Below are 20,139 nucleotides of genomic sequence, written 5' to 3'. Positions count from 1 at the left end.
GAACAAACCAATGGCTTTTGAATGGGTTTCAGAAAGAAACTACGAAGATATTTTGTACGAAACATATAATGGAATCGCAAAAATCACGATCAATCGACCAGAAGTTCGCAACGCTTTTCGTCCTAAAACTGTAATGGAATTAATCGATGCATTTGCTTATGCACGTGACGATTCCAAAGTCGGTGTCATCGTTTTAACAGGTGCTGGAGAAAAGGCATTCTGTTCAGGGGGAGACCAAAGAGTACGAGGACATGGCGGATACGTCGGGGAAGATGAAATTCCGCGACTGAATGTACTGGACTTACAGCGTCTGATCAGAGTGATACCTAAGCCGGTCATCGCAATGGTAGCAGGTTATGCCATCGGAGGAGGACATGTTCTTCACGTCGTATGTGATATTACGATTGCTGCTGACAATGCAATCTTCGGACAAACTGGTCCTAAGGTAGGAAGCTTCGACGCAGGATACGGTGCAGGATATCTTGCACGCATCGTCGGTCACAAGAAAGCAAAAGAAATCTGGTACCTGTGCCGTCAGTATAACGCACAAGAAGCGCTTGAAATGGGTCTTGTCAATACAGTCGTTCCATATGAGCAGCTTGAAGCGGAAACGGTTCAGTGGGCATCAGAAATGCTTGAAAAAAGTCCGACTGCCCTTCGTTTCTTAAAAGCTTCATTCAACGCAGATACAGATGGATTAGCGGGACTGCAACAACTTGCAGGAGACGCTACACTTCTATACTACACAACGGAAGAAGCCAAGGAAGGCCGCGACGCATTTAAAGAAAAGCGTAAACCGGACTTTGGACAATTCCCTCGTTTCCCTTGATCTAAGGTGGCCTGATGAATCTTTGCGGATTCGTCAGGCTTTTTTTATAAAGGCTATAAAGAGCATAAACAAGAAAGGAATGGAGAATGAGAGGATGACTACACAGCAACTGCCTAACTGGCTAAAACAAAGAGCGTTTTTAACCCCTGATCGGATGGCTATAAGTAATGGTGATGTGGAATATACCTTCGGAGAGCTCTGGGAAAAATCAATTCATATCGGTGAGCAGCTTCATACCATAGTGAAATCTTCTGCACATCCTTTTGTGGGACTCATGATTAAAAATAAAGTGGAATCTGTGTTGGTCATTCATGCTATTCAACAACTTGGATTCACGACTGTACTATTAAACAACAAACTGAGTTCGAATGAATTATCTTTTCAAGTACAGGACATGGAGTTATCGACGGTCATTTATGACGATGAGTTTGAAGGGAAGCTGTCTTTTCTAGGGGAAGACGTTGATGGAATCCCATTCTCTCAGTTGCTGCAAACAGCCCGAACAAGCTTTAAAGTAAAGGATTATTTTCAGTTAGACCAAGCTTGCTCGGTTATGTACACATCAGGAACGACCGGAGCCCCCAAAGGAGTTCTTCAATCGTATGGTAACCATTGGTGGAGTGCCATTGGATCTTCTTTGAATCTCGGAATAAGTGAAAATGATGCCTGGCTTTGCTCGGTTCCTCTCTTTCATATAAGCGGATATTCGATCCTTATGAGAAGTTTGATTTATGGAATGAAGGTACGACTGTTTGAAACTTTTGATGTGAAAGGGATTAATCAGGAGCTTGAAAGTGGAAGGGTCACGATCATGTCGGTTGTAAGCAATATGCTTCAGCGGTTGTTGAATGACATGGGCCACAGAATGTATCATCCGGATTTCCGCTGTATGCTGTTAGGTGGCGGACCTGCACCACTTCCATTACTTCAGGCTTGTAAGGAAAAAGGAGTGCCCGTATTTCAGACATATGGAATGACGGAAACGGCTTCTCAAATCGTGACGTTATCACCTGAATACAGTATGACGAAGCTTGGTTCAGCGGGAAAACCACTCTTTCCTTCCGAATTAAGAATCAAGAATGAAAAGGGAGAAGCTAAAGCAAATCAAGAGGGTGAAATTCTGGTGAAAGGCCCGAATGTAACGAACGGTTATTACCGAAGAGAGGAAGCCAATGCGAAAAGTTTTAAAGATGACTGGTTCCATACAGGGGATATCGGTTATGTAGATGAAGAGGGATTCTTATTTGTATTGGACCGGCGATCAGACCTCATCATTTCGGGGGGAGAAAATGTGTATCCTGCGGAAATTGAAAGTGTGCTGTTAGGCTGTGACGGGGTAGTGGATGCCGGGGTGGTTGGAATTCCAAATGACACATGGGGGCAAATTCCCTGTGCGTTTATCGTTAAGAAAGAGCGTCTTCCAAGTGAAGAGATCTTAAATTACTGCAGCGATAATCTGGCATCATATAAACAGCCGAAAAAAATAATCTTTGTAGATGAGTTACCACGAAATGCCTCGAACAAACTGCTGAGAAGAGTGCTCAGAGATCAGTGGGAAAAAGGACTGTATGTCGATGAAGATTAAATCCATTACGCTTCACATCATATCGATGCCATTGAAAAAGCCGTTTGTGACCCATCTGCAAACCGTTGAAAAACGGGAAGGGATCATTGTTGAGGTTCAAGATGCCGACGGATTGATTGGATTGGGAGAAGGGGTTGCTTTTTCCACACCGTGGTATACAGAAGAAACCGTGAAAACATCCTATCATATGCTCAAAGATGTATTAATTCCTTTAATGAACAGTAACCCGTTTAAACACCCTAAAGAAATCGGAAAAAGATTCAAAGCTGTAAGGGGAAATGCTATGGCGAAGGCTGCACTTGAAATGGCTTTATGGGATCTCTATGCCAGACAGCATAACGTTCCTCTCTCGGAGATGATAGGGGGGACGCGTTCTGAAATTCTTGCAGGGGCAGTCGTAGGTGCCAACTCCTTGAACGAAATGATCAAGCAGGCAGGCGAACTAGTGGAAGAAGGGTATCAACGCATAAAGCTGAAAATCTCTCCTGGAGCGGATGTGGAGATTGTAAAAGAATTGCGTGACCATTTTCCTTCGCTTTCTCTTCTGGCAGATGCGAACTCAGCTTATTCCCTTGAAGACAAAATCGGGCTTCAAGCACTGGATGAGTTTGGGCTGGAGATGATCGAACAGCCTTTGGGAGTTGACGATTTAGTGGAACACTCTCTTTTGCAAAAAGAGTTGTCGACTCCGATTTGTTTGGATGAAAGCATCGTAACCCCTCATGATATGAAGAGCGCTATCTATTTAAATAGCTGCGGAGTGGTCAATATCAAGCTTGGCAGAGTCGGGGGTTACACAAGCGCTTTGGAAATCTACCGGTTATGCCAGGAGAATCACATCAAAGTATGGTGCGGAGGCATGATCGAGTTTGGGGTTTCCCGGGCACATAATCTGACTCTTGCCACTCTCGAGGGATTCTCGATTCCCGGGGATATTTCTTCCTCCTCGAAATATTGGGAAGAAGATATCATTACTTCTCCTATCGTCGTGAAAAATGGTGTTGTGGATCGTTTGGATGGTCCTGGGATAGGTGTGGAGTTGAATAGAAAACGGTTAAGTAGTGTGACAATCGGTAAAGAAATGTTTAACCAGTAATTACCCCCAATCAAAAAAATATTAATCGAACGAACAAATAAGCAGGTTCCGTCCGAGGGCCTGCTTATTTGTTCAATTTAATGATTATTGTAACTTTATTTAAAGGGGGCAACCAGTAGTTGCGGTGCGGTGCAACCATGGTTATCTTTACTTTTTACATAGTGATTGGCAATAATGAATGATAGATGAATGAAAGGTGATTGGTAGAATGATCTTTGGAGAGAAGTTAAAAAGTGAGAGAAAGGGTAGAGGCTGGTCCCAGGAAGAGTTAGCAGAAAGGCTTTTTGTCAGTCGGCAATCGGTTTCAAAGTGGGAGACTGGTCAGAATTATCCCAGCATTGAAATCATCATTAAAGTAAGTGATCTATTCGGAGTGACAATCGATGAATTGTTGAGGAGTGATGAGGAATTGACAGAGAAAGTAATCAAGGATAGTAAGCAATTGGCGCATCCAAAACTAAAATCGATGTTTGAATTACTATTTTTAATTGGTGTTGTTTTCTTGTTGGCCAAAATAGGAATTTTTCTACTTAATAAATTTACTGCTTTTGATGTACCTATGATTGGAGATGCGTTTATTTGGAATTTTGGACCGTTGATTTTAATGATAGGTGGCGGGGTCGGTACGGATATTCTTAAAGAAAAATATATAGAAGATTAATACGTCAGATATCCCCTGGCGAATGTTGTATTTTTCCAAATCTGGAACTATACTTAATCTATGAATTAAATCTTCATTATTATTTTTTTATAAGGCTCTTTTCTCATAGATTGTTGTTTTCTAGCATAGAATCTGCCAGGGCTCTATCAACCAGTTTATGCTGGATGGTGAGGGGAACTGCTTCGCTTGCAGCTAGGGTTTGCCGAGCCTCCTCAGCTTAGCCGAACGGGGTCTCGTCACGCCCGAAATCCGCCGGAGTCTGCGCAGTTCCCCTCACCATCTTTAACAGAATTTTTTGACAGATCTTCGAGGTGTGCAAGAAAACAAAGAAACCAAAAAAATGCTTCTTTCTTAAAAGGGAAATCAATCTCTACTTACCTTAAATGAGATTGTTTGCTGAAATTCTTGTTTTTATTGTTTTCCATTAAGGATACATGCTCAGAAAGTTGATTGGAGCGGAAGGATGCTCGACTCCCTCGGGAAAAGTTATTATGTCAGGGCTTTGAACCGTATTATTCTCTTTATAAAATTTTTTTTGCGTGACGTTAACCAGTTTTATTCCCTTCATTTTTCATTTGTTCAAAATAAAGGGAAATATACTTACGCGTTGCGTTAAGAGACTGGAAGGATCTCCCTTAAATTCATTATGGGCACTTTTGATCTCTGCTTATTAGGTGGACTCACCCTCCCATATCTCCTGGCATCTTGTGCCTACATTCCTTCGTTGGGTCTTTCCCTAACGCAGAGGCCGGCGTATGCTCCTGCATGGACTGATCAATAGATCGTCGAAAGTCGTGTATGGGCCGGCTTCTCAGTGTCTGGGTTGTAGAAGAACTACGTTTTATATCAGTAGTTTATGCTGCTTTATAAGGAGCGAGAAAAGGCATATCTTGTATCATTCGTTCGGCATCAAATTTCGTTTCATACTGGCTAAGACCGTGACAGATTTGAAGGAGTTTGCGACAAAGAATCACAAGTGCTTCTTTTTTCGTTACCGGCTTCTCTCGGTTTTCACTGTAATACTCATAAAGTGTCTTAAAGGCCGGATTGGCGTGAAGTAATGGCAACATCGCTTTGTATAATAGGGACCGAAGCCTTCTCCTCCCTCGCTTAGAGATTCTTTTTCTGCCTTTTGATTCACCGGATGAGTTGGTTACGAGTGTAAGTCCCGCGAGTTTGAATAGTTGGCGTGGATCTTTATAACGTTTCAATGAACCGGTTTCGGAAAGTAGCTCTAAAACGGTCGATTCGCTGATACCAGGAATGGACAAAAGGTAATCAAAATCAGTCAGCTCACGGGCAAGAGCGATAAGATTTTCAGTTAACGAGTTTATCTGTGATTCATACATGGACATTTGATCAAGTAACATCCTGATTTCCATGCGCGCCATCTCCGGACTGTCTTGAAGTCCAATTGAATACTCCGCTACTTGGAGTAGTCGTTCTACTTTCCTTTTCGACAGATAGCGAATCCCCTTTTCCTGAAGAAAACCAATCAGTTCTTCGGGAGAGAAAATCAAGAGATCTTCCGGTAAAGGCGCATATTTCAAGATAGCCTGAGCCTGTTTACCAAGCCCTTTGATTGCGGAGGTAAACTCAGGGAAGTAAAGATCGAGCCAGCGTCGGATGCGGTTTTGAATGGAGGCCGATTGGTCTTTTAAACGGGCTCGAAAGGCCGTCCCCCGGCGGAGTTCTGAATCGATTTTCGTCATTTCCCTTGGCAAACTATAATACCCTTGAGGCATCATCTTAGCGATGACACGGGCATCCTTTAAATCATTTTTACTCTGCAGGTTATCGTCCAACTCTTTGGATTGTTTTACGTGCAGAGGATTAACAAGGACGAATGGGATGCCTTGATTCGTTAGAAAAGCTGCGAGGTTCATCCAGTAATGACCGGTAGGTTCAAAGCCTATGATGACCTCTTTCTTACCATGTGTCTCCATTAACTTCATGAGAGTCGCGTAAAAGGTTTCAAAGCCGTTAAGCGATTGACGAATGACAAAGCTTTTCCTAAGTTCACGTCCGCGTTCATCTACGGCGCACGCATAGTGGTTGCGCTTGGCGATGTCGATGCCAATAACTAGTGTCGTTTCAGAAATTTGATTAATACGTCGATTTCGATTATCATGCATGTGAAGATCCTCCTTAGTTATGAGCGATTGGTTAGCACCTGCATCATAACGGAGGGTCTTTTTTTATGCAATAGTGACATTCTTATCTCACAGGAATAGCTCCTGCGGGAATAGCTGGACAGGTGAGACCCCGGAGGCGCAGCCGAGGAGGCTCACCGCCAGCCCCGCGGAAAGCGAGCATCCTGTAGCGGAAATCAACTATTACTTTCTCCTCTACAATAGCAACAAACTTTACGAATAGAGCCTTTTATAAGGAGGAAAAATGAAACTAGGTGCATTTTCTGTAAGCTTAAGTGTTAAAGACATTAATAAATCTAAAGCATTTTATGAAAAACTTGGTTTTCAAACTTTGGGAGGGGACATTGCCCAAAATTGGCTTATCATGAAGAATGAAAGTACTGTAATTGGTCTGTTCGAAGGCATGTTTGAAAAGAACATTCTGACCTTTAATCCAGGCTGGAATCAAAATGCCGAAAATCTGGATTCATTTACGGACATTCGGGACCTTCAAAAGCAGCTGAAAGAACAAGGGGTAAAAATATTGTCTGAAGCAGATGAATCAAGCGAAGGCCCTGCAAGTTTAACAATTGAAGATCCTGATGGCAATCCGATTCTTGTGGATCAACATAGATAAAAAATATGGTGGAAAAGAAAAGCTCAGAGCTGAATCTGAGCTTTTCTTCTTTCTTGTTTATTAAAAAGGGTTTGTCGCCAACTGCAGGGACTGCTTGATAAAGATGCGAGGGTATAATTTCAGCTGAGAAACCATATGTTCGGTTAATTTCTACCGTTAGTCTAAGGCTAGGGGAGTGGATAAGCAAATAATTGATCTATTCGGAAGGTAGAAAAATAGCTCCGAGATTATCGAAGCTATCGTGCAGTCATTCACTTTTTTGCCTCAAATATCGTTTATCATTCATAAACAAACTCCAAAAGTACACAAACCCTGGAAATAGAATGATGAATCCGACAATATAGGTAATGAACACAGCCTTAAACGAGTTGGGATCCGTGAATCCGGACTGGATCGTAACTTCCGGGTAGATGATATAGGGCAGGTGGGCTTTACCGTAAACATAGCTTGCCAGTACATATTGAAATGTCACGGCGATGACAGCTACTCGGGGCATTCCCTTCATGCCCTCTTTATTGGTGGGTAGAAATAATGCTCCCCCGGCAACCAGGAACCCAAATAAGGAGACCCATAACAAAATCTGATCTTCCATCATTCTTTCATAGATCCATGACGCCTCATTTTTCATGGTGAGCATAATCAGGAACGCCATGACCACAGAGATTGGACCGATGATCATGGCATCTCGCCGATACACTTTAAAGGATTCAAATTCCTTGGAAGCTTTGGAGTAGTCAGCAAGAAGTAAGGATGAAAGAAATAACGTACTGGCAACGGCAAATCCGAAGAAGGCATATTCATGTGGACTCGTAAACAACTTCCCCAGAAGAAGAGTTTGTCCGTCTTCAAAATCGATGTAAGGTCCGTGAGAGATTGGCAGTACGCTGATGAGCAGACCAGGTATCAGCAAGCCTGTAATTCCCGTCACATAGGTCAGCGGCTTTCTGTAATCATCTGCCACATGAGAGAAGACGAGAAATGCACTTCGAAGAGCCAGAAGCAGCAGGATTAAACTCCCCGGGATGAGCAACACCGTTCCTAATGAATAGGCAGCACCCGGAAACATACTATACACTGCCACTACCAGGGCAACAATAAACGTATTCGTCACCTCCCAGGTTGGTGACAGATACCGGTTGGCGATATTGGTTGCTTTTGTTTTGTCATGATTAATATAGATCATCGACCAAAAGCCGGCTCCGAAATCCATCGTTGCCATGACGGCATAGATAAAGACGAACCCCCATAATATTGTGATGGCAATCAATGCTTGTGTCATTACTTCACCTCCAATTCTTGCTGGTTATGTGGATAGAGGAATATCCTTATGATTTCCTTCCGCTTTGTTGATATCTTTTTCAGGTGGATTCCGTTTGAAGTAATACAAGAGAACAAGAACCACGGACACGGCTAAAATCGCATAAACGGAAACGAACAAAACGAACAGTACGGCCAAGTTTCCTGTCGTGGTAACCGAGTCTTCTGTACTCAGGATGCGGTAAATCGTCCAAGGCTGACGGCCGGTACAAGCGAAAATCCATCCGAATTCGATGGCTAAGATCGATAGGGGACCACCGGCTACAAACGACCACATCAACCATTTTGGGAATCGGTCTTTTTTCAATAATTTATTCCATACGTAGGCAATGAGGGAAAGTAAAATGAGTAAAGATCCAATTCCCACCATCGCGTTGAATAACGTATGAACGAAGAGAGGCGGCCAATATTCTTTAGGGAAGTCGTTTAATCCGATAACTTCTGTATCGAAGCTGTTTCCAGCAAGGAAACTAAGGGCCCAAGGAATTTCGATGCCCCATTTCACTTCTTGCTCATCAGGATCCGTGAATCCTCCAATCGCAAGCGGGGCATGGGTTTGGGTCTCAAACAATCCCTCAGCTGCAGCCAGTTTCTCAGGCTGATACTCATGGAGCATTTGAGCCGATTCATGTCCATTAATCGCTGTGAAAAAGGAGAAGATACCCCCGACTAATAAACAAATCATCAGGGACTTTTGATGAAATTTATAAATCCTTGACCCAAATGAGGTTCGGAGCATTTTAAAGGCAGAAACAGTAGCAATCGTGAACGCCCCCACTACATAAGCAGATAGAGCTACATGCCCCGCTGTTACGAAAAAGCTTGGATTGAAGAAAGCTTTCCAAGGATCCACGTTGGTGATTTCTCCGTTCACCATTTCAAATCCAGCAGGTGTCCCTTCAAACGCATGCACATTCGTGATTAATACAGCTGAAGCAAGTCCACCGATGGCGACTAGTACAAGGCTCACGATTCTCATCCAGGGAGCGATCCGATTGGCTGCATACACATAGATAGACATAAATAACGCTTCAACAAAGAACGCATAGATTTCTATTTGGAACGGCAGCGCCATCACCCGTCCGATAACCTCCATGAATCCAGGCCACAGTAGCGACAATTGAACACCTGCAATCGTCCCTGTTGGAATCCCTACCCCCAGCAGCACGGCGAACGCCTTCGTCCAGCGTTTTGCCATCACGGAATAGTCCAGATCATTCGTCCGCTGATACATAATTTCTGCAACAAGAATCATTAACGGAATACCGACTCCAAGTGTCGCAAAAATGATATGAAAGGCCATTGTAGTACCAAACAAGGAACGAGCAATTACTAATTCATCCATTCTCATGTCTCCCTTACTAGTCTTTAACATTTCCTTATTGTCCACTTAATGGAAAATAATATTCATGATTATTAATAGGGGGAGAAAGTTTGAGTGTAGATCTAAAAATACTGCAAGGGAATGTCGATTTTTGTAAGTTGATAATATTGTAGGCAAAGTCGATAATAAATTAGAAAAATCGATAATGTAGCAGAAAATTTAATCGCAAAAACTAAAAAAGAGCAGCTCACCAGCTGCTCTCAATCAAAATGTTCTATTGTAATGCCTGTTTTAAAGTCTCTATGTTCTTCTTCATGAGAGAAAAATAATCTTCGTCATTGTTTCTGTCTTCTTCAGTAAGAACAGAAAGATTATGAAGGTGCAGGGCTTTTGCACCCAATTCGTTTTGTACGACTTCTGTTAGACGGGAAGAGACGTTTTGTTCAAAGAGAATGTATTGAACATTGTCTTCCTTCCCTTTTTCAATGATTTTCTTGAGCTCTTGCTGTGATGGCTCATCAGCCGTATTCAATCCGGCAATGGCTTCTTGATGCAGTCCATAGCGTTCTTCCCAATAGCTGTAAGCAGCATGAGAAACGTAGAAGGTTTTCTTTGGCGCATTTTCTGCCATGTCCTTAAATTCAGCGTCCAGCGCATCTAAATCTTTCGATAATGCATCCAGATTCGCTTGGAAATCTTCCTTATGTTCCGGCATTTCTTCTGATAGTGTATCTGCAATGGTTTTCGCCATTTCTTTAGAGTACACCGGGTCTAACCAGAGGTGTGGATCAACGTCATGGTTGTGCTCATCGCCATGATCGTCCTCATGAGAGTCTTCATGTTCTTCATGCTCTTCAGCACTCTCTTCACCATGACCTTCTTCATGATTCAATTCAACATGTTCACTCGTCGGTACAACGACTACATCTTCGTTTTCTAGAATCGATTTCGATCCCTCAACGAATCCTTCAAGTCCCATTCCGATATAGAAGAAAACATCTCCATCAGCCATTTTAATCATATCTTTTTGAGAAGGCTCAAACGTATGCTCATCGGCACCTGGAGGGTAAATACTTTCCACATCCACGTGTTCACCGCCGATTTTCTTCGTGAAATCCTCCAGTGGATAAACGGTTGTGTACACTTCCAATTTATCTTTCTTTTCAGCCTCTTCCTGATCTGAAGAGGCTCCGCAAGCGGATAATACTAAAATCAATAATAAAAATAAACTCATACGAATATAGTTCAAGAGGAATCCTCCTTTAAGGTAATAGTTTAATAACTGTAATGATTACGATTTAGCACAAAGGTTATTTTACTACCGTTATGGGGAATAAGCAAGATAAATGGATGGATTTTTTAATTTTTATCTTTTAAAAAAAGAAAGACTACCTCCGGATAGGAGTTAGTCGGAATGATTCGTATTTTTAGAAGGCCATTTATCGGGCACGTGATCAATGCCACCAGGATGAAAAGGGTGGCATTTGCAAATCCGCTTCACTGTTAACCATCCTCCGCGTAATGCACCGAACCGACTTACTGCCTGCACGCCATAATGGGAACAGGTTGGATAAAACCGGCAAGTGGGAGGCTTGAGAGGAGAGATGACCCGTTGGTACACCTTAAATACAAATAACAATAACCTTTTCATAATCTGTCTCCTGATTGATTTTCTTTTACTATATCAAAACTGATTAAGGGATTAAAACGTTTTTGACTTATTGTTAGTCCAAGTTTCACACAAGCTGGATATTCCGATGTAATTGCGATTTCTTTTGAACACTAGCTGCAAGCAGAGCGGTTCCCCTCACCATCCAGCACACGCTTGTTGACAGAGCCCCTGGCTGATCTTATGTTACAAAACAACAATCTTTGCGAAAAGAGCCTGTAAAAAAACAGGTTTTCATCCTAATTCAGATTAAGTTGATGAAATAACTATGAATTTACGTTATACTTATAACTAGAAACTTAATGGGAGTGATTTTAATGCCTTCAGTAGAAAGCTTTGAATTAGATCATAATGCAGTGAAAGCACCTTTTGTGAGACATTGCGGTGTCCATAAAGTAGGCAGCGATGGACTTATCAACAAGTTTGATATTCGTTTCTGTCAGCCTAACAAGCAAGCGATGAAGCCTGATTCCATTCATACACTTGAACATTTATTAGCCTTCACCATCCGTAAATATGCAGAGTCATATGCTCATTTCGATATTATTGATATCTCCCCGATGGGATGCCAGACAGGTTACTATCTAGTTGTAAGCGGAGAGCCGAAAGTGGAAGAAATCATCGATCTCTTAAATGCAACCATGAAAGAAGCTGTAGAAATCGAAGAGATTCCGGCAGCCAATGAAAAACAATGCGGCCAAGCGAAGCTCCATGATTTAGAAGGCGCAAAGAAACTAATGCGTTTCTGGCTCAGCCAAAGTAATGAAGAGCTAAAGCAGGTTTTTGCATAAAAACATTAAAAAATCCACCGTTCTACATTAGAACGGTGGATTTTATTTTAGTTGTCTTCCTTTTTCTCTTCTTGCTTCATCTTCTCCAAATGAGGATTATCTTCAAGTGGATCTACTGTATGTTTAACCGTTGTATATGCTTTGGAAGTCGTAAGGGCACTCACGAATATCACTAAAATACATATAGCAACAGCAATGATCAGAACAAGAGTTACTGACATTATGCAACCCCCTTTTTTTCACTATTTTACCATAGAAAAACGGGATGTTCATGGACAAAATTCAACATTTTTATGACGTGAATACGCAGGTTTATCTACTAATGACTAGTAATATTTGGTATCCTCAAAGGTGTATATGAATTTTTTATAGTATGTACCAGCTTTGATAAACGAAACGAGAGGGAAATTACCATGGATGTTTCTTCAATGATGGGTAAGCAAGTCGCTGAGCTTCAACGAACACTCAGTATGAACTTATTGAAAAGCCAGATGGCGACACAAACGGCTCAAGTGACCGTAATGATGAAAGAAATGTAGGTCAGTCAGCCTGCGCCGCATCCCGATAAAGGACATGTCCTTGATGTGAAGGGATGAAATGGGAAGAAGCCTTGTTCCGGAAAATTCGGATCAAGGCTTCTTCTTTCAGTTTGAAAATTTCGATTAGTGCAAGCTCTTTTTCTCGAGTCTCACTCGTTCTTCACTGTTGGACCATTTTTCTTTAAGTGTTTCGAATATGTATAAGCGGAAGAAGTATTGTAATTCTTCTGTTTCCATTTCTTGAATAAGTTCCAGTAGCTCGTTCCTAGAGGTATCTTCTAAGATTGTAAGGGCAATGAGGTCTAAGTCTTCGTCGGTACCTTTGATCCTTCCTCGGTACATTTCATAAATTTCTTCGATTAACTTCATGCGCTTCACCTCCCTTTCGTTCATTTTACCATGAACGTTTATGAATTACTCTACATATTATGCTAGGACAACTCTTATTTGTCTTTACCCTTTATAAGACTTATTAACCAGGGGCTATAAAACGGTATTTGCTCACTTTTTGACAAAAGCAGCTACAAAAGCTGATGAAGTCCTGGTTTCCCCTTCACTTGATACAAAGCCAACCATTAGAAAAAGGAGATGCTTTATTTGGAAAAAAGTATGCTGATCGTTGGATCGGGACTGGGTGCAATTATTTTAAATTTATTTGGAGAATGGAATTCGCTGTTGACTATTTTGTTAATTGCCGTGACTTTGGATTATTTCACCGGGATGATTGCAAGTGGGATTGAAGGAAAGTTATCCAGCAAATTCGGTTTAAGAGGAATTGGCCGGAAAGTGCTGATTTTCTCCCTTGTCACGGTTGCCCACCTTATTGATACTATACTAACAAATCAACACTTTATTCGTAATGCCACGATTATTTTTTATTTATGTAATGAAATGATTTCAATCATTGAAAATGTCGGTAGAGCGGGAGTCCCGGTGCCGGAGTTTTTACGGAAAGCGGTTGAAGTGTTGAAGAAGAAATCAAAGTGAATAGAATTTCGTCAATTGAGGAAAATGAAGGGTAAGCACAGATAAGGAGTGGGAAGATGAACGAAGAACGACACGATTATTATATTGAAGTAGCCACGGGTGAGATTTCAAGAAGCTCAACGGATTCGCCATGGAACTTTAAAATATCTGCAACTGATGAAGAAATCACCCAGCTGAGGGAAGTGTTCGATTCCAATCACTCAGTCGATTGGCAGAACTTCTATCGTGCGCATGTCCCTTATATTCAATATCATTTCGACCGGGAAAATGATGCATATGATGAAAACCTGCATCAAGTGTATGAAATGATTCATCGACTTGGAGATGATGAAGCGAAGAAATTCATTGAGAGTATAGGCATCTTGAATTCAGAGCCTTATGAGGATCATAAATAATGATTAAAAGTGTTGGTTCAGAAGAGATATCTGTGGACCAATGCTTTTTATTTATGGTTAGATGAAAGAAAGTGTGTACGGATGAGGTGAAGTCAGATGGAACAGTTTATCGATGAAAATGGGAAGCAAGTAGAAATATCCTTTGAAAAGGGAAGGTTTCAACAAGAATCATACCATGTGTTAGTTCTATGCCGCTACAAAGGGGAATGGTTATTAACACGGCATAAAAAAAGAGGTCTGGAGTTTCCTGGGGGGAAGCGGGAAAAAGGAGAAACCCTTGAGGAAGCTGCGGTACGTGAAACGTATGAAGAGACAGGAGGAGTGATCAAGGAGCCATTTTGCATAGGGGAATATAAGGTATATGATCACTCACCATTTATTAAAACGATTTTCTTTGCTAAAGCTGAGGAGATCATAAACAAGGAAGATTATCTGGAAACAGAAGGAGCCGTCCTTTGGAGTGGTGATTTCTCCAGCATTCATGACGATCCTTCCTTTAGCTTTATCATGAAAGATCAAGTGGTGGACTTGGCTCTCAAAAGAATAAAGGATCTCAACCTTATGATTTGATCAACTTCTTTTCGAGCTGTTCAACCAGCTTATACATAATGGTAGCGAATACGGCAATGACAAGCAGGGATAGCAGGACAAGGGTAAAGTTAAAGACTTGGAATCCATAAATGATCATATATCCGAGCCCCTTGGCGGAAACCAGGAATTCTCCTACAATGACTCCGACCCATGATAAGCCCACGTTGACTTTCAGTGTGGAGATGATGGTCGGGAAAGAGGCGGGAAGAATGACCTCTTTGAACATTTGCCCCCTTCTTGCTCCGAAGGTCTGCATCACCTTCAAATAATTCGGGTCCACTTCCCTGAAGGAAGTATACACAACAATCGTGGTAATGATGACGGAAATGACGGTACCCATGGCAATGATGGATGTGAAGCCGGGTCCCAACCCCACAATTAATATCGGACCGAGCGCTACTTTTGGCATGGCATTGAGGATCACAAGATAAGGGTCCAATACTTTAGAAAGAAATGGTGACCACCATAATAAAGCGGCTAATAGGGTTCCAAGCAAGGTGCCGAGAATGAATCCGATGATGGTTTCACCGAGTGTGACAGACAGGTTGGCTAGAAGGCTTCCGTCTCCCAGTTTTACGAGAAACAGTTTCCATATTTTTGAGGGTGAGCTGAAGATGAGTGGATCGATCCAGCTGCTTCGGCTCGCGAGCTCCCAGAGAGAGAAAAACACAAAGAAAATAAGCGCTTGATAAAACCAGACCCATCGCTGTTCTTTCTTCATCGATTGAATGTATTCAAGGTGTTTTTTTTTAATCGATTCGTGATTCAAGTTTCTCAAGCTCCTTCCATATGGATTGGAAAAATCCCGGGTATACCTCATGATTTCTAACTTCAAAGGGCATCAACTCTTTTAACGGGGGCGGAACCTCGAATATCGTGTGTATAGACCCTGGTTTCGTCCCGAATAGAATGATACGGTCACTCATGGAGATGGCTTCGCCTATATCATGGGTCACAAGGATGGCTGTTTTTCCAAAAGACTTTAATGTGGAGTACACCAGATCCTCTAACTTCAATTTGGTTTGATAATCGAGTGCTGAGAAAGGTTCATCCAAGAGAAGTAATTGGGGTTCTGTGATGAGAGTTCGAATCAGCGCCACCCTTTGACGCATTCCTCCCGATAGTTCCCTTGGATAGGATGTTTCTACACCTTCTAACCCCATTTCAATCAACAAGGCACGTGCTTCTTTCCTCTTTTCTTCTGTCAGGGTCCCCGTAATGGTTAAACCTAAAAAAATATTTTCTTCGATGGTCTTCCACGGAAACAGATAATCCTGCTGCAGCATGTATCCCAGTTTCTCTTTCATTTTTCGAATTGGTTGTTGGTTTAATAGAATCGTTCCTTCTGTCGGCTGGATAAGGCCTGCAATAATGGAGAGTAACGTGGTTTTCCCGCATCCACTTGGACCGATAAACGAGACAAACTCACCTTCTTTCACTGCAAGCGTTATGTCTGAGAGAGCATGGGTGGCCGTTTTGGGTGAAAAGTAGGTGTGATGGATCGAATCTAAAGATAGAAAGTTCACTGTACTTAAGCCTCCATTTTCTTTTTTTCTATAAGTGAAGGGCTGACATGTGAAGTCAGCCCCGAATCGTTCTACTTTGCTGCTTTTTCAGCGATCGAAGTGTTCACTAACGTTTCATGATCAACGGACTGTGGAAGCTCTCCTGCTTCATCCATGATGTTTTGGAGATTATTCCACTCTTCTTCGTCAAGGATCGGATCTGTCGCGAAGGATCCTTGTGATTTGTAGCGATCAACAACCGTTTCAATTAATGAAAGTTCTGTGTCTTCAAAATAGGGCTCAATCACTTTCGCGATGTCTGCTGCACTGTTTTCCGCCACCCATTGCTGAGCTTTGTACAGAGCTTTCGTAAATTTCTCTACGGTTTCTTTGTTTTCATTCATGTAGCTGTCTTTGGCCATGAACGTTGTATAGGGAACATGACCTGATTCTGTTCCAAAGGAAGCTACGATATGCCCTTTTCCTTCCTGTTCAAAAATGGATGCCGTTGGTTCGAATAGCTGAACGTAGTCCCCTGTACCAGATGCAAAGGCACTCGCGATATTCGCGAAATCAATGTTTTGGATGAGGTTTAAATCGTTTTGCGGGTCGATGCCATTCTGCTTCAGGACAAATTCCCCAACCATTTGTGGCATACCGCCTTTACGCTGACCTAGGAAGGTGGAACCTTTTAATTGATCCCATTCAAAGTTTTCCACTTTTTCACGTGAGACGAGAAATGTTCCATCGGTTTGGGTTAATTGAGCAAAGTTAATGACTGGATCATTCGAACCTTGTGCATGAACATAGATCGAAGTTTCTGAACCGACCAGGGCGATATCAGCACCGCCGGATAGCAAGGTGGTCATTGTCTTATCACCACCCCAGGTAGTGGTTAGTTCAATGTCGAGCCCCTCCTCTTTGAAGAATCCCTTTTCGATTGCGACATATTCAGGAGCATAGAAAATCGAGCGGGTTACTTCTGCTACACGAACTTTCTGTACGATTTCTTCTTTTTCTCCACATGCTGTCAACCCGATTGCCAACATGCCTATGAGTAATACGGCAAAGCCACTACGAAGCCATTTTTTCATTCACTATTCCTCCTCTAAGCTTTGTGAAACTCGTTTATCGATAGAATGGGGATGAGTGCATCTCTCTTTGCCTTGTTTATCTTTCCATATTAAAAGGGTAGGATGGTCATAAAGGCAGGGTCTTGAATCATCTGCTGATGATGAGATTTGCTAAAATATCCTATGTAGAGTATAAAAAATGTGTGAATACCCAGAGCACGTTTTGAAAGGAAGAGAATATGAAAAACGGAACGATTGTGAAGAAAACATTGTTTCCTTCACCTAATCCTCGTGTGGAACTATATGAAATTACCTATCTATCCGGTGGCCTCCGGGTGAAAGGATTATTGGCTGAACCTGCAGGAGTTGGGAAGTATGACGGGTTCCTCTATTTGAGAGGCGGGATCAAAGGCGTCGGCATGGTCCGCCCTGCGAGAATCGCTCAATTTGCTTCTCACGGGTTCATTGTTTTTGCTCCCTATTATCGCGGCAATCTTGGAGGAGAAGGAAATGAAGATTTTGCGGGGGATGATCGTGAAGACGCCATTTCGGGTCTTGAATTGCTCAAAAGCTATCACAGAGTGGCAGATAACCGGATTCATGTGTTCGGCTTTTCTCGAGGAGGAGTAATGGCGCTGCTGACAGGCATCCAGCGCAGTGACGTTACCTCCATTGTTACATGGGGAGGCGTTTCCGATATGTTCTTAACATATGACGAACGGAAGGATCTCAGGAGAATGATGAAACGAGTCATAGGAGGAAGTCCCAATAAAGTTCCGGAACGATACGAATGGCGTACCCCACTATACGAATTAGAAAACCTTGAAGCTCCCGTATTGATCATTCACGGTGAAAAGGATCAGAACGTTTCAGTGGAGCATGCATATAGATTAGAAAAAAGACTGAAAGAGTTGGAGAAATCTGTTTCATCCCGATACTTCAAAGAGTTTACGCATTATTTTCCACCACGAAAGAACCAACAGATTGTCTCCATGTTATGCACATGGATGAAAAATCAATAGACAGTGGTGTATGATTAAATAAAGCTCTTTTCGCAAAGATTGTTGTTTTCTAACATAGAATCTGCCAGGACCTTGCCAACCAGTTTGTGCGGGATGGTCATGGGAACTGCTTCACTTGCAGCTAGCGTTCGACGGAATCCCCTCAGCTTACCGAACGGGGTCTCGGCACGACCGTACTTTCGCAGGAGTCTACGCGGTTCCTCTCACCATCTTTAAGAGTTTTCTTGACAGAGCTTATTTATGCCAAATAACAATTGAAAGAAACAATATTTCACTATACAAGCTAAAATCAACCACTACTCTCTTTTTCAAAAGCAACAAAGTATACGAAAAGAGCGACTTAATAAAAAAGGATTGAGGTTAAGCATAATGGGCATGGGCTTGGAATTAAACACGATGATTGTGACAAAAGGAAAAGAAGTGAGGAAAGAAGAGAACCTGTTCGAGCTCCAAAAGGATGGATATCGGCTTTATCCTATGCATATTCCGATAGATGTGAGAAAGACGAAACACAGTGATCCCAGTGGTTACGGCAAGATCGAAAAGATGGAGTGGACGGATGAGAAAACGATGATTCTGTATCGATTGATTTCCTTGAATTCCACGAACTAAATAAAGGAGGGCTGTAAACATCCGCTTACAGCCCTCCTTTTATTGTATTTCCTCATATAAAATATAGCGATTATCCTCAGTCTGTGCGATTAGATAGTTGCTGTGATCTTTCACGCTATAAATGGGAGTCCCTTTTTTCAGTGTATTTGCCGTAAAATCATTCACGGGGTGATATTGACTCTCAATCTTTTCTTTAATAGCCCCGAGCTTCTCATCCAGGACCAGCTTCTTCTCCTCAGAAACCTTCACATATTCCTTCTTGTTCACTACCATCATATCCCCATATCCACATAATTCATAGGATGCAGGTTCTTTGTCTCCGCATGCACTTAACAAAAATACGCATAATAGCAATACAACCAATCGCTTCATGTTATTCCTCCTTATCATTTCTTCACATACTCAAAAGATATTCAAGCTTGTACGCCGACATGTTTGTTTTTTATGCAAAACTTCATCAACTTTGAAATGGATAAAGTGGTATAATGTTCCTTAAGTGAATAATTCCCGCAGAAATTAGGTGCTGATCTTTAGCTTAAAGGGAATTCGGTGTGAGTCCGAAGCTGTTTCCGCAACTGTAAGTGCTGACGAAATAAGAAGAAAACCACTATTTGAACATTCAAATGGGAAGGTTCTTAGAGTAGGCTGACGCACAAGCCAGGATACCTGCCTTTTTTTCATCGTATTATGCTCTTCGGAAGTTAGGGGTATGGTGCGGCTATTTAACATCTCTTTTTTTATGGATGACAACTGCCGGCCAATATTCTTGGGTGGTTTTTTTGTGTTTATTTATCCTCCCTGGAAATACGATAGGTGCTTCACAAACATTATTCAGAAAGGAGGAGTTTACAGATGGCAAAGGATTTCCGCTACTTATGTTATCCCTATATGCGTGAATCTGTTTCAACCGTAGATTTTGAGATCCGGACCGATTCACTGTCGACTAAAATCGGACTCGCGTCATCATTGACGGAGCACTTACCGAAAGTGAACGATGATTTACTGTATTTAGCTGAGATGTCGTACCATCTTAATGGGTCGGTGCGTGGAATGACAGCCATCAAGGAAGAGGACTTAAATACATTGAGCCAAATGTACGATCGTTATGTGTTGGAAGTCGAGGACCGAATCCAAACCTTTGTCCTTCCACAGGGCTCGACAGCTGCATGTGTGCTTCATACCTGCCGCAGTGAAGCAAAAAAGTCCGTCCGTGCCTTACATAAAGTCAGTACTGAAATGAAAGTGGAGAGCATTTTATTTAAATACGCTCATTTACTGGCAAATGTCCTGTTTGTGATGGCCGTGTATGTGAATAAATGTGAAGGGATTGAAGAAATTCCTTTTGTGAGTAAATCGTATAAAGACAAAATATAG

At 42.1% G+C, this 20,139-nt stretch carries 23 protein-coding genes and 1 riboswitch; of the genes, 12 read left to right on the top strand and 11 right to left on the bottom strand.

All coding sequences use genetic code 11. The annotated features are described in order from the left end of the window. Positions 1-10: 10 nt before the first annotated feature. From menB to ACYH0O_RS20040, 4 genes are all read left to right on the top strand, one after another. The gene (menB, locus tag ACYH0O_RS20055; RefSeq protein WP_044340358.1) at positions 11-829 is read left to right on the top strand and encodes a 1,4-dihydroxy-2-naphthoyl-CoA synthase; all 819 of its coding nucleotides are present in this window, start codon (positions 11-13) and stop codon (positions 827-829) included. A 94-nt stretch (positions 830-923) separates the two neighbouring features. Further along, on the top strand, positions 924-2,414 hold the full coding sequence (locus tag ACYH0O_RS20050) for an o-succinylbenzoate--CoA ligase (protein WP_482630068.1): 1,491 nt from the start codon (positions 924-926) through the stop codon (positions 2,412-2,414). Then, positions 2,404-3,510, top strand: coding sequence for an o-succinylbenzoate synthase (menC, locus tag ACYH0O_RS20045; RefSeq protein ID WP_482632623.1), 1,107 nt, complete (start codon positions 2,404-2,406; stop codon positions 3,508-3,510). Before ACYH0O_RS20050 ends, menC begins: the two co-directional genes overlap by 11 nt. Positions 3,511-3,718: 208 nt before the next feature. Beyond that, the gene (locus ACYH0O_RS20040) at positions 3,719-4,171 is read left to right on the top strand and encodes a helix-turn-helix domain-containing protein (protein WP_482630067.1); all 453 of its coding nucleotides are present in this window, start codon (positions 3,719-3,721) and stop codon (positions 4,169-4,171) included. 854 nt (positions 4,172-5,025) lie between these two features. Here ACYH0O_RS20040 and ACYH0O_RS20035 read toward each other — a convergent pair. Further along, complete coding sequence (locus ACYH0O_RS20035; RefSeq protein ID WP_482629260.1) at positions 5,026-6,306, bottom strand: IS110 family RNA-guided transposase; 1,281 nt, start codon at positions 6,304-6,306, stop codon at positions 5,026-5,028. A 262-nt stretch (positions 6,307-6,568) separates the two neighbouring features. Here ACYH0O_RS20035 and ACYH0O_RS20030 point away from each other — a divergent pair, with 262 nt between their 5' ends. Beyond that, complete coding sequence (locus ACYH0O_RS20030; RefSeq protein ID WP_482630066.1) at positions 6,569-6,940, top strand: VOC family protein; 372 nt, start codon at positions 6,569-6,571, stop codon at positions 6,938-6,940. A gap of 247 nt (positions 6,941-7,187) precedes the next feature. Here ACYH0O_RS20030 and ACYH0O_RS20025 read toward each other — a convergent pair whose 3' ends face one another. The 4 genes from ACYH0O_RS20025 to yidD form a co-directional block, all read right to left on the bottom strand. Beyond that, positions 7,188-8,219, bottom strand: a complete 1,032-nt coding sequence (locus ACYH0O_RS20025; protein WP_482630065.1) for a cytochrome d ubiquinol oxidase subunit II — start codon at positions 8,217-8,219, stop codon at positions 7,188-7,190. 24 nt (positions 8,220-8,243) lie between these two features. After that, positions 8,244-9,602, bottom strand: coding sequence for a cytochrome ubiquinol oxidase subunit I (locus tag ACYH0O_RS20020; RefSeq protein ID WP_482630064.1), 1,359 nt, complete (start codon positions 9,600-9,602; stop codon positions 8,244-8,246). A 253-nt stretch (positions 9,603-9,855) separates the two neighbouring features. Further along, entirely contained in the window at positions 9,856-10,821 is a 966-nt protein-coding gene (locus ACYH0O_RS20015) for a metal ABC transporter substrate-binding protein (RefSeq protein ID WP_482632622.1), read from the bottom strand. Positions 10,822-10,986: 165 nt separating this feature from the next. Beyond that, entirely contained in the window at positions 10,987-11,232 is a 246-nt protein-coding gene (yidD, locus tag ACYH0O_RS20010) for a membrane protein insertion efficiency factor YidD (protein ID WP_223145726.1), read from the bottom strand. A 335-nt stretch (positions 11,233-11,567) separates the two neighbouring features. Here yidD and ACYH0O_RS20005 point away from each other — a divergent pair, with 335 nt between their 5' ends. After that, positions 11,568-12,041, top strand: coding sequence for an S-ribosylhomocysteine lyase (locus ACYH0O_RS20005; protein WP_482630063.1), 474 nt, complete (start codon positions 11,568-11,570; stop codon positions 12,039-12,041). 47 nt (positions 12,042-12,088) lie between these two features. Here ACYH0O_RS20005 and ytzI read toward each other — a convergent pair whose 3' ends face one another. Together ytzI and ACYH0O_RS19995 are read right to left on the bottom strand one after the other, a co-directional pair. After that, the gene (ytzI, locus tag ACYH0O_RS20000; protein ID WP_149157036.1) at positions 12,089-12,262 is read right to left on the bottom strand and encodes a YtzI protein; all 174 of its coding nucleotides are present in this window, start codon (positions 12,260-12,262) and stop codon (positions 12,089-12,091) included. Positions 12,263-12,703: 441 nt separating this feature from the next. After that, complete coding sequence (locus tag ACYH0O_RS19995; protein ID WP_044340349.1) at positions 12,704-12,949, bottom strand: DUF6154 family protein; 246 nt, start codon at positions 12,947-12,949, stop codon at positions 12,704-12,706. A gap of 228 nt (positions 12,950-13,177) precedes the next feature. Between ACYH0O_RS19995 and ACYH0O_RS19990 the strand changes: the two genes are divergently transcribed. From ACYH0O_RS19990 to ytkD, 3 genes are all read left to right on the top strand, one after another. Beyond that, a complete protein-coding gene (locus ACYH0O_RS19990) occupies positions 13,178-13,567 on the top strand; it encodes a phage holin family protein (protein ID WP_262481783.1) in 390 nt (129 codons plus the stop codon). A gap of 56 nt (positions 13,568-13,623) precedes the next feature. After that, complete coding sequence (locus tag ACYH0O_RS19985) at positions 13,624-13,962, top strand: hydrolase (RefSeq protein WP_482630062.1); 339 nt, start codon at positions 13,624-13,626, stop codon at positions 13,960-13,962. Positions 13,963-14,058: 96 nt separating this feature from the next. Next, positions 14,059-14,532, top strand: a complete 474-nt coding sequence (gene ytkD, locus ACYH0O_RS19980; RefSeq protein ID WP_149157039.1) for an RNA deprotection pyrophosphohydrolase — start codon at positions 14,059-14,061, stop codon at positions 14,530-14,532. Here ytkD and ACYH0O_RS19975 read toward each other — a convergent pair. The 3 genes from ACYH0O_RS19975 to ACYH0O_RS19965 all read right to left on the bottom strand — a co-directional run bounded on the left by ACYH0O_RS19975 (position 14,522) and on the right by ACYH0O_RS19965 (position 17,152). After that, complete coding sequence (locus ACYH0O_RS19975; protein WP_262481793.1) at positions 14,522-15,274, bottom strand: ABC transporter permease; 753 nt, start codon at positions 15,272-15,274, stop codon at positions 14,522-14,524. The genes ytkD and ACYH0O_RS19975 overlap by 11 nt on opposite strands. A gap of 28 nt (positions 15,275-15,302) precedes the next feature. Next, positions 15,303-16,079, bottom strand: coding sequence for an ABC transporter ATP-binding protein (locus ACYH0O_RS19970; protein ID WP_482630061.1), 777 nt, complete (start codon positions 16,077-16,079; stop codon positions 15,303-15,305). A gap of 71 nt (positions 16,080-16,150) precedes the next feature. Further along, positions 16,151-17,152 carry an ABC transporter substrate-binding protein gene (locus tag ACYH0O_RS19965; RefSeq protein WP_482630060.1) on the bottom strand — a complete coding sequence of 334 codons (1,002 nt, stop codon included), beginning with the start codon at positions 17,150-17,152 and terminating at the stop codon, positions 16,151-16,153. A gap of 218 nt (positions 17,153-17,370) precedes the next feature. Between ACYH0O_RS19965 and ACYH0O_RS19960 the strand changes: the two genes are divergently transcribed. Continuing rightward, the gene (locus ACYH0O_RS19960; RefSeq protein ID WP_482630059.1) at positions 17,371-18,153 is read left to right on the top strand and encodes an alpha/beta hydrolase family protein; all 783 of its coding nucleotides are present in this window, start codon (positions 17,371-17,373) and stop codon (positions 18,151-18,153) included. Positions 18,154-18,522: 369 nt separating this feature from the next. Further along, a complete protein-coding gene (locus tag ACYH0O_RS19955; protein WP_482630058.1) occupies positions 18,523-18,765 on the top strand; it encodes a DUF2584 domain-containing protein in 243 nt (80 codons plus the stop codon). Positions 18,766-18,804: 39 nt separating this feature from the next. On the opposite strand, the gene ACYH0O_RS19950 is transcribed toward ACYH0O_RS19955, so the two are convergent. Continuing rightward, positions 18,805-19,137: a hypothetical protein gene (locus ACYH0O_RS19950; protein ID WP_149157045.1), complete on the bottom strand. Its 333-nt coding sequence runs from the start codon at positions 19,135-19,137 to the stop codon at positions 18,805-18,807. A 129-nt stretch (positions 19,138-19,266) separates the two neighbouring features. Continuing rightward, positions 19,267-19,453: riboswitch (cobalamin riboswitch) on the top strand. 164 nt (positions 19,454-19,617) lie between these two features. On the opposite strand from ACYH0O_RS19950, the gene ACYH0O_RS19945 reads away from it, so the two are divergent. After that, positions 19,618-20,139, top strand: a complete 522-nt coding sequence (locus ACYH0O_RS19945; RefSeq protein ID WP_482630057.1) for a hypothetical protein — start codon at positions 19,618-19,620, stop codon at positions 20,137-20,139.

This window comes from Rossellomorea sp. H136 (assembly GCF_056838065.1).
The sequence above is the reverse complement of the archived record's forward strand: the minus strand, read 5'-3'. Positions and strand labels throughout refer to the sequence as shown.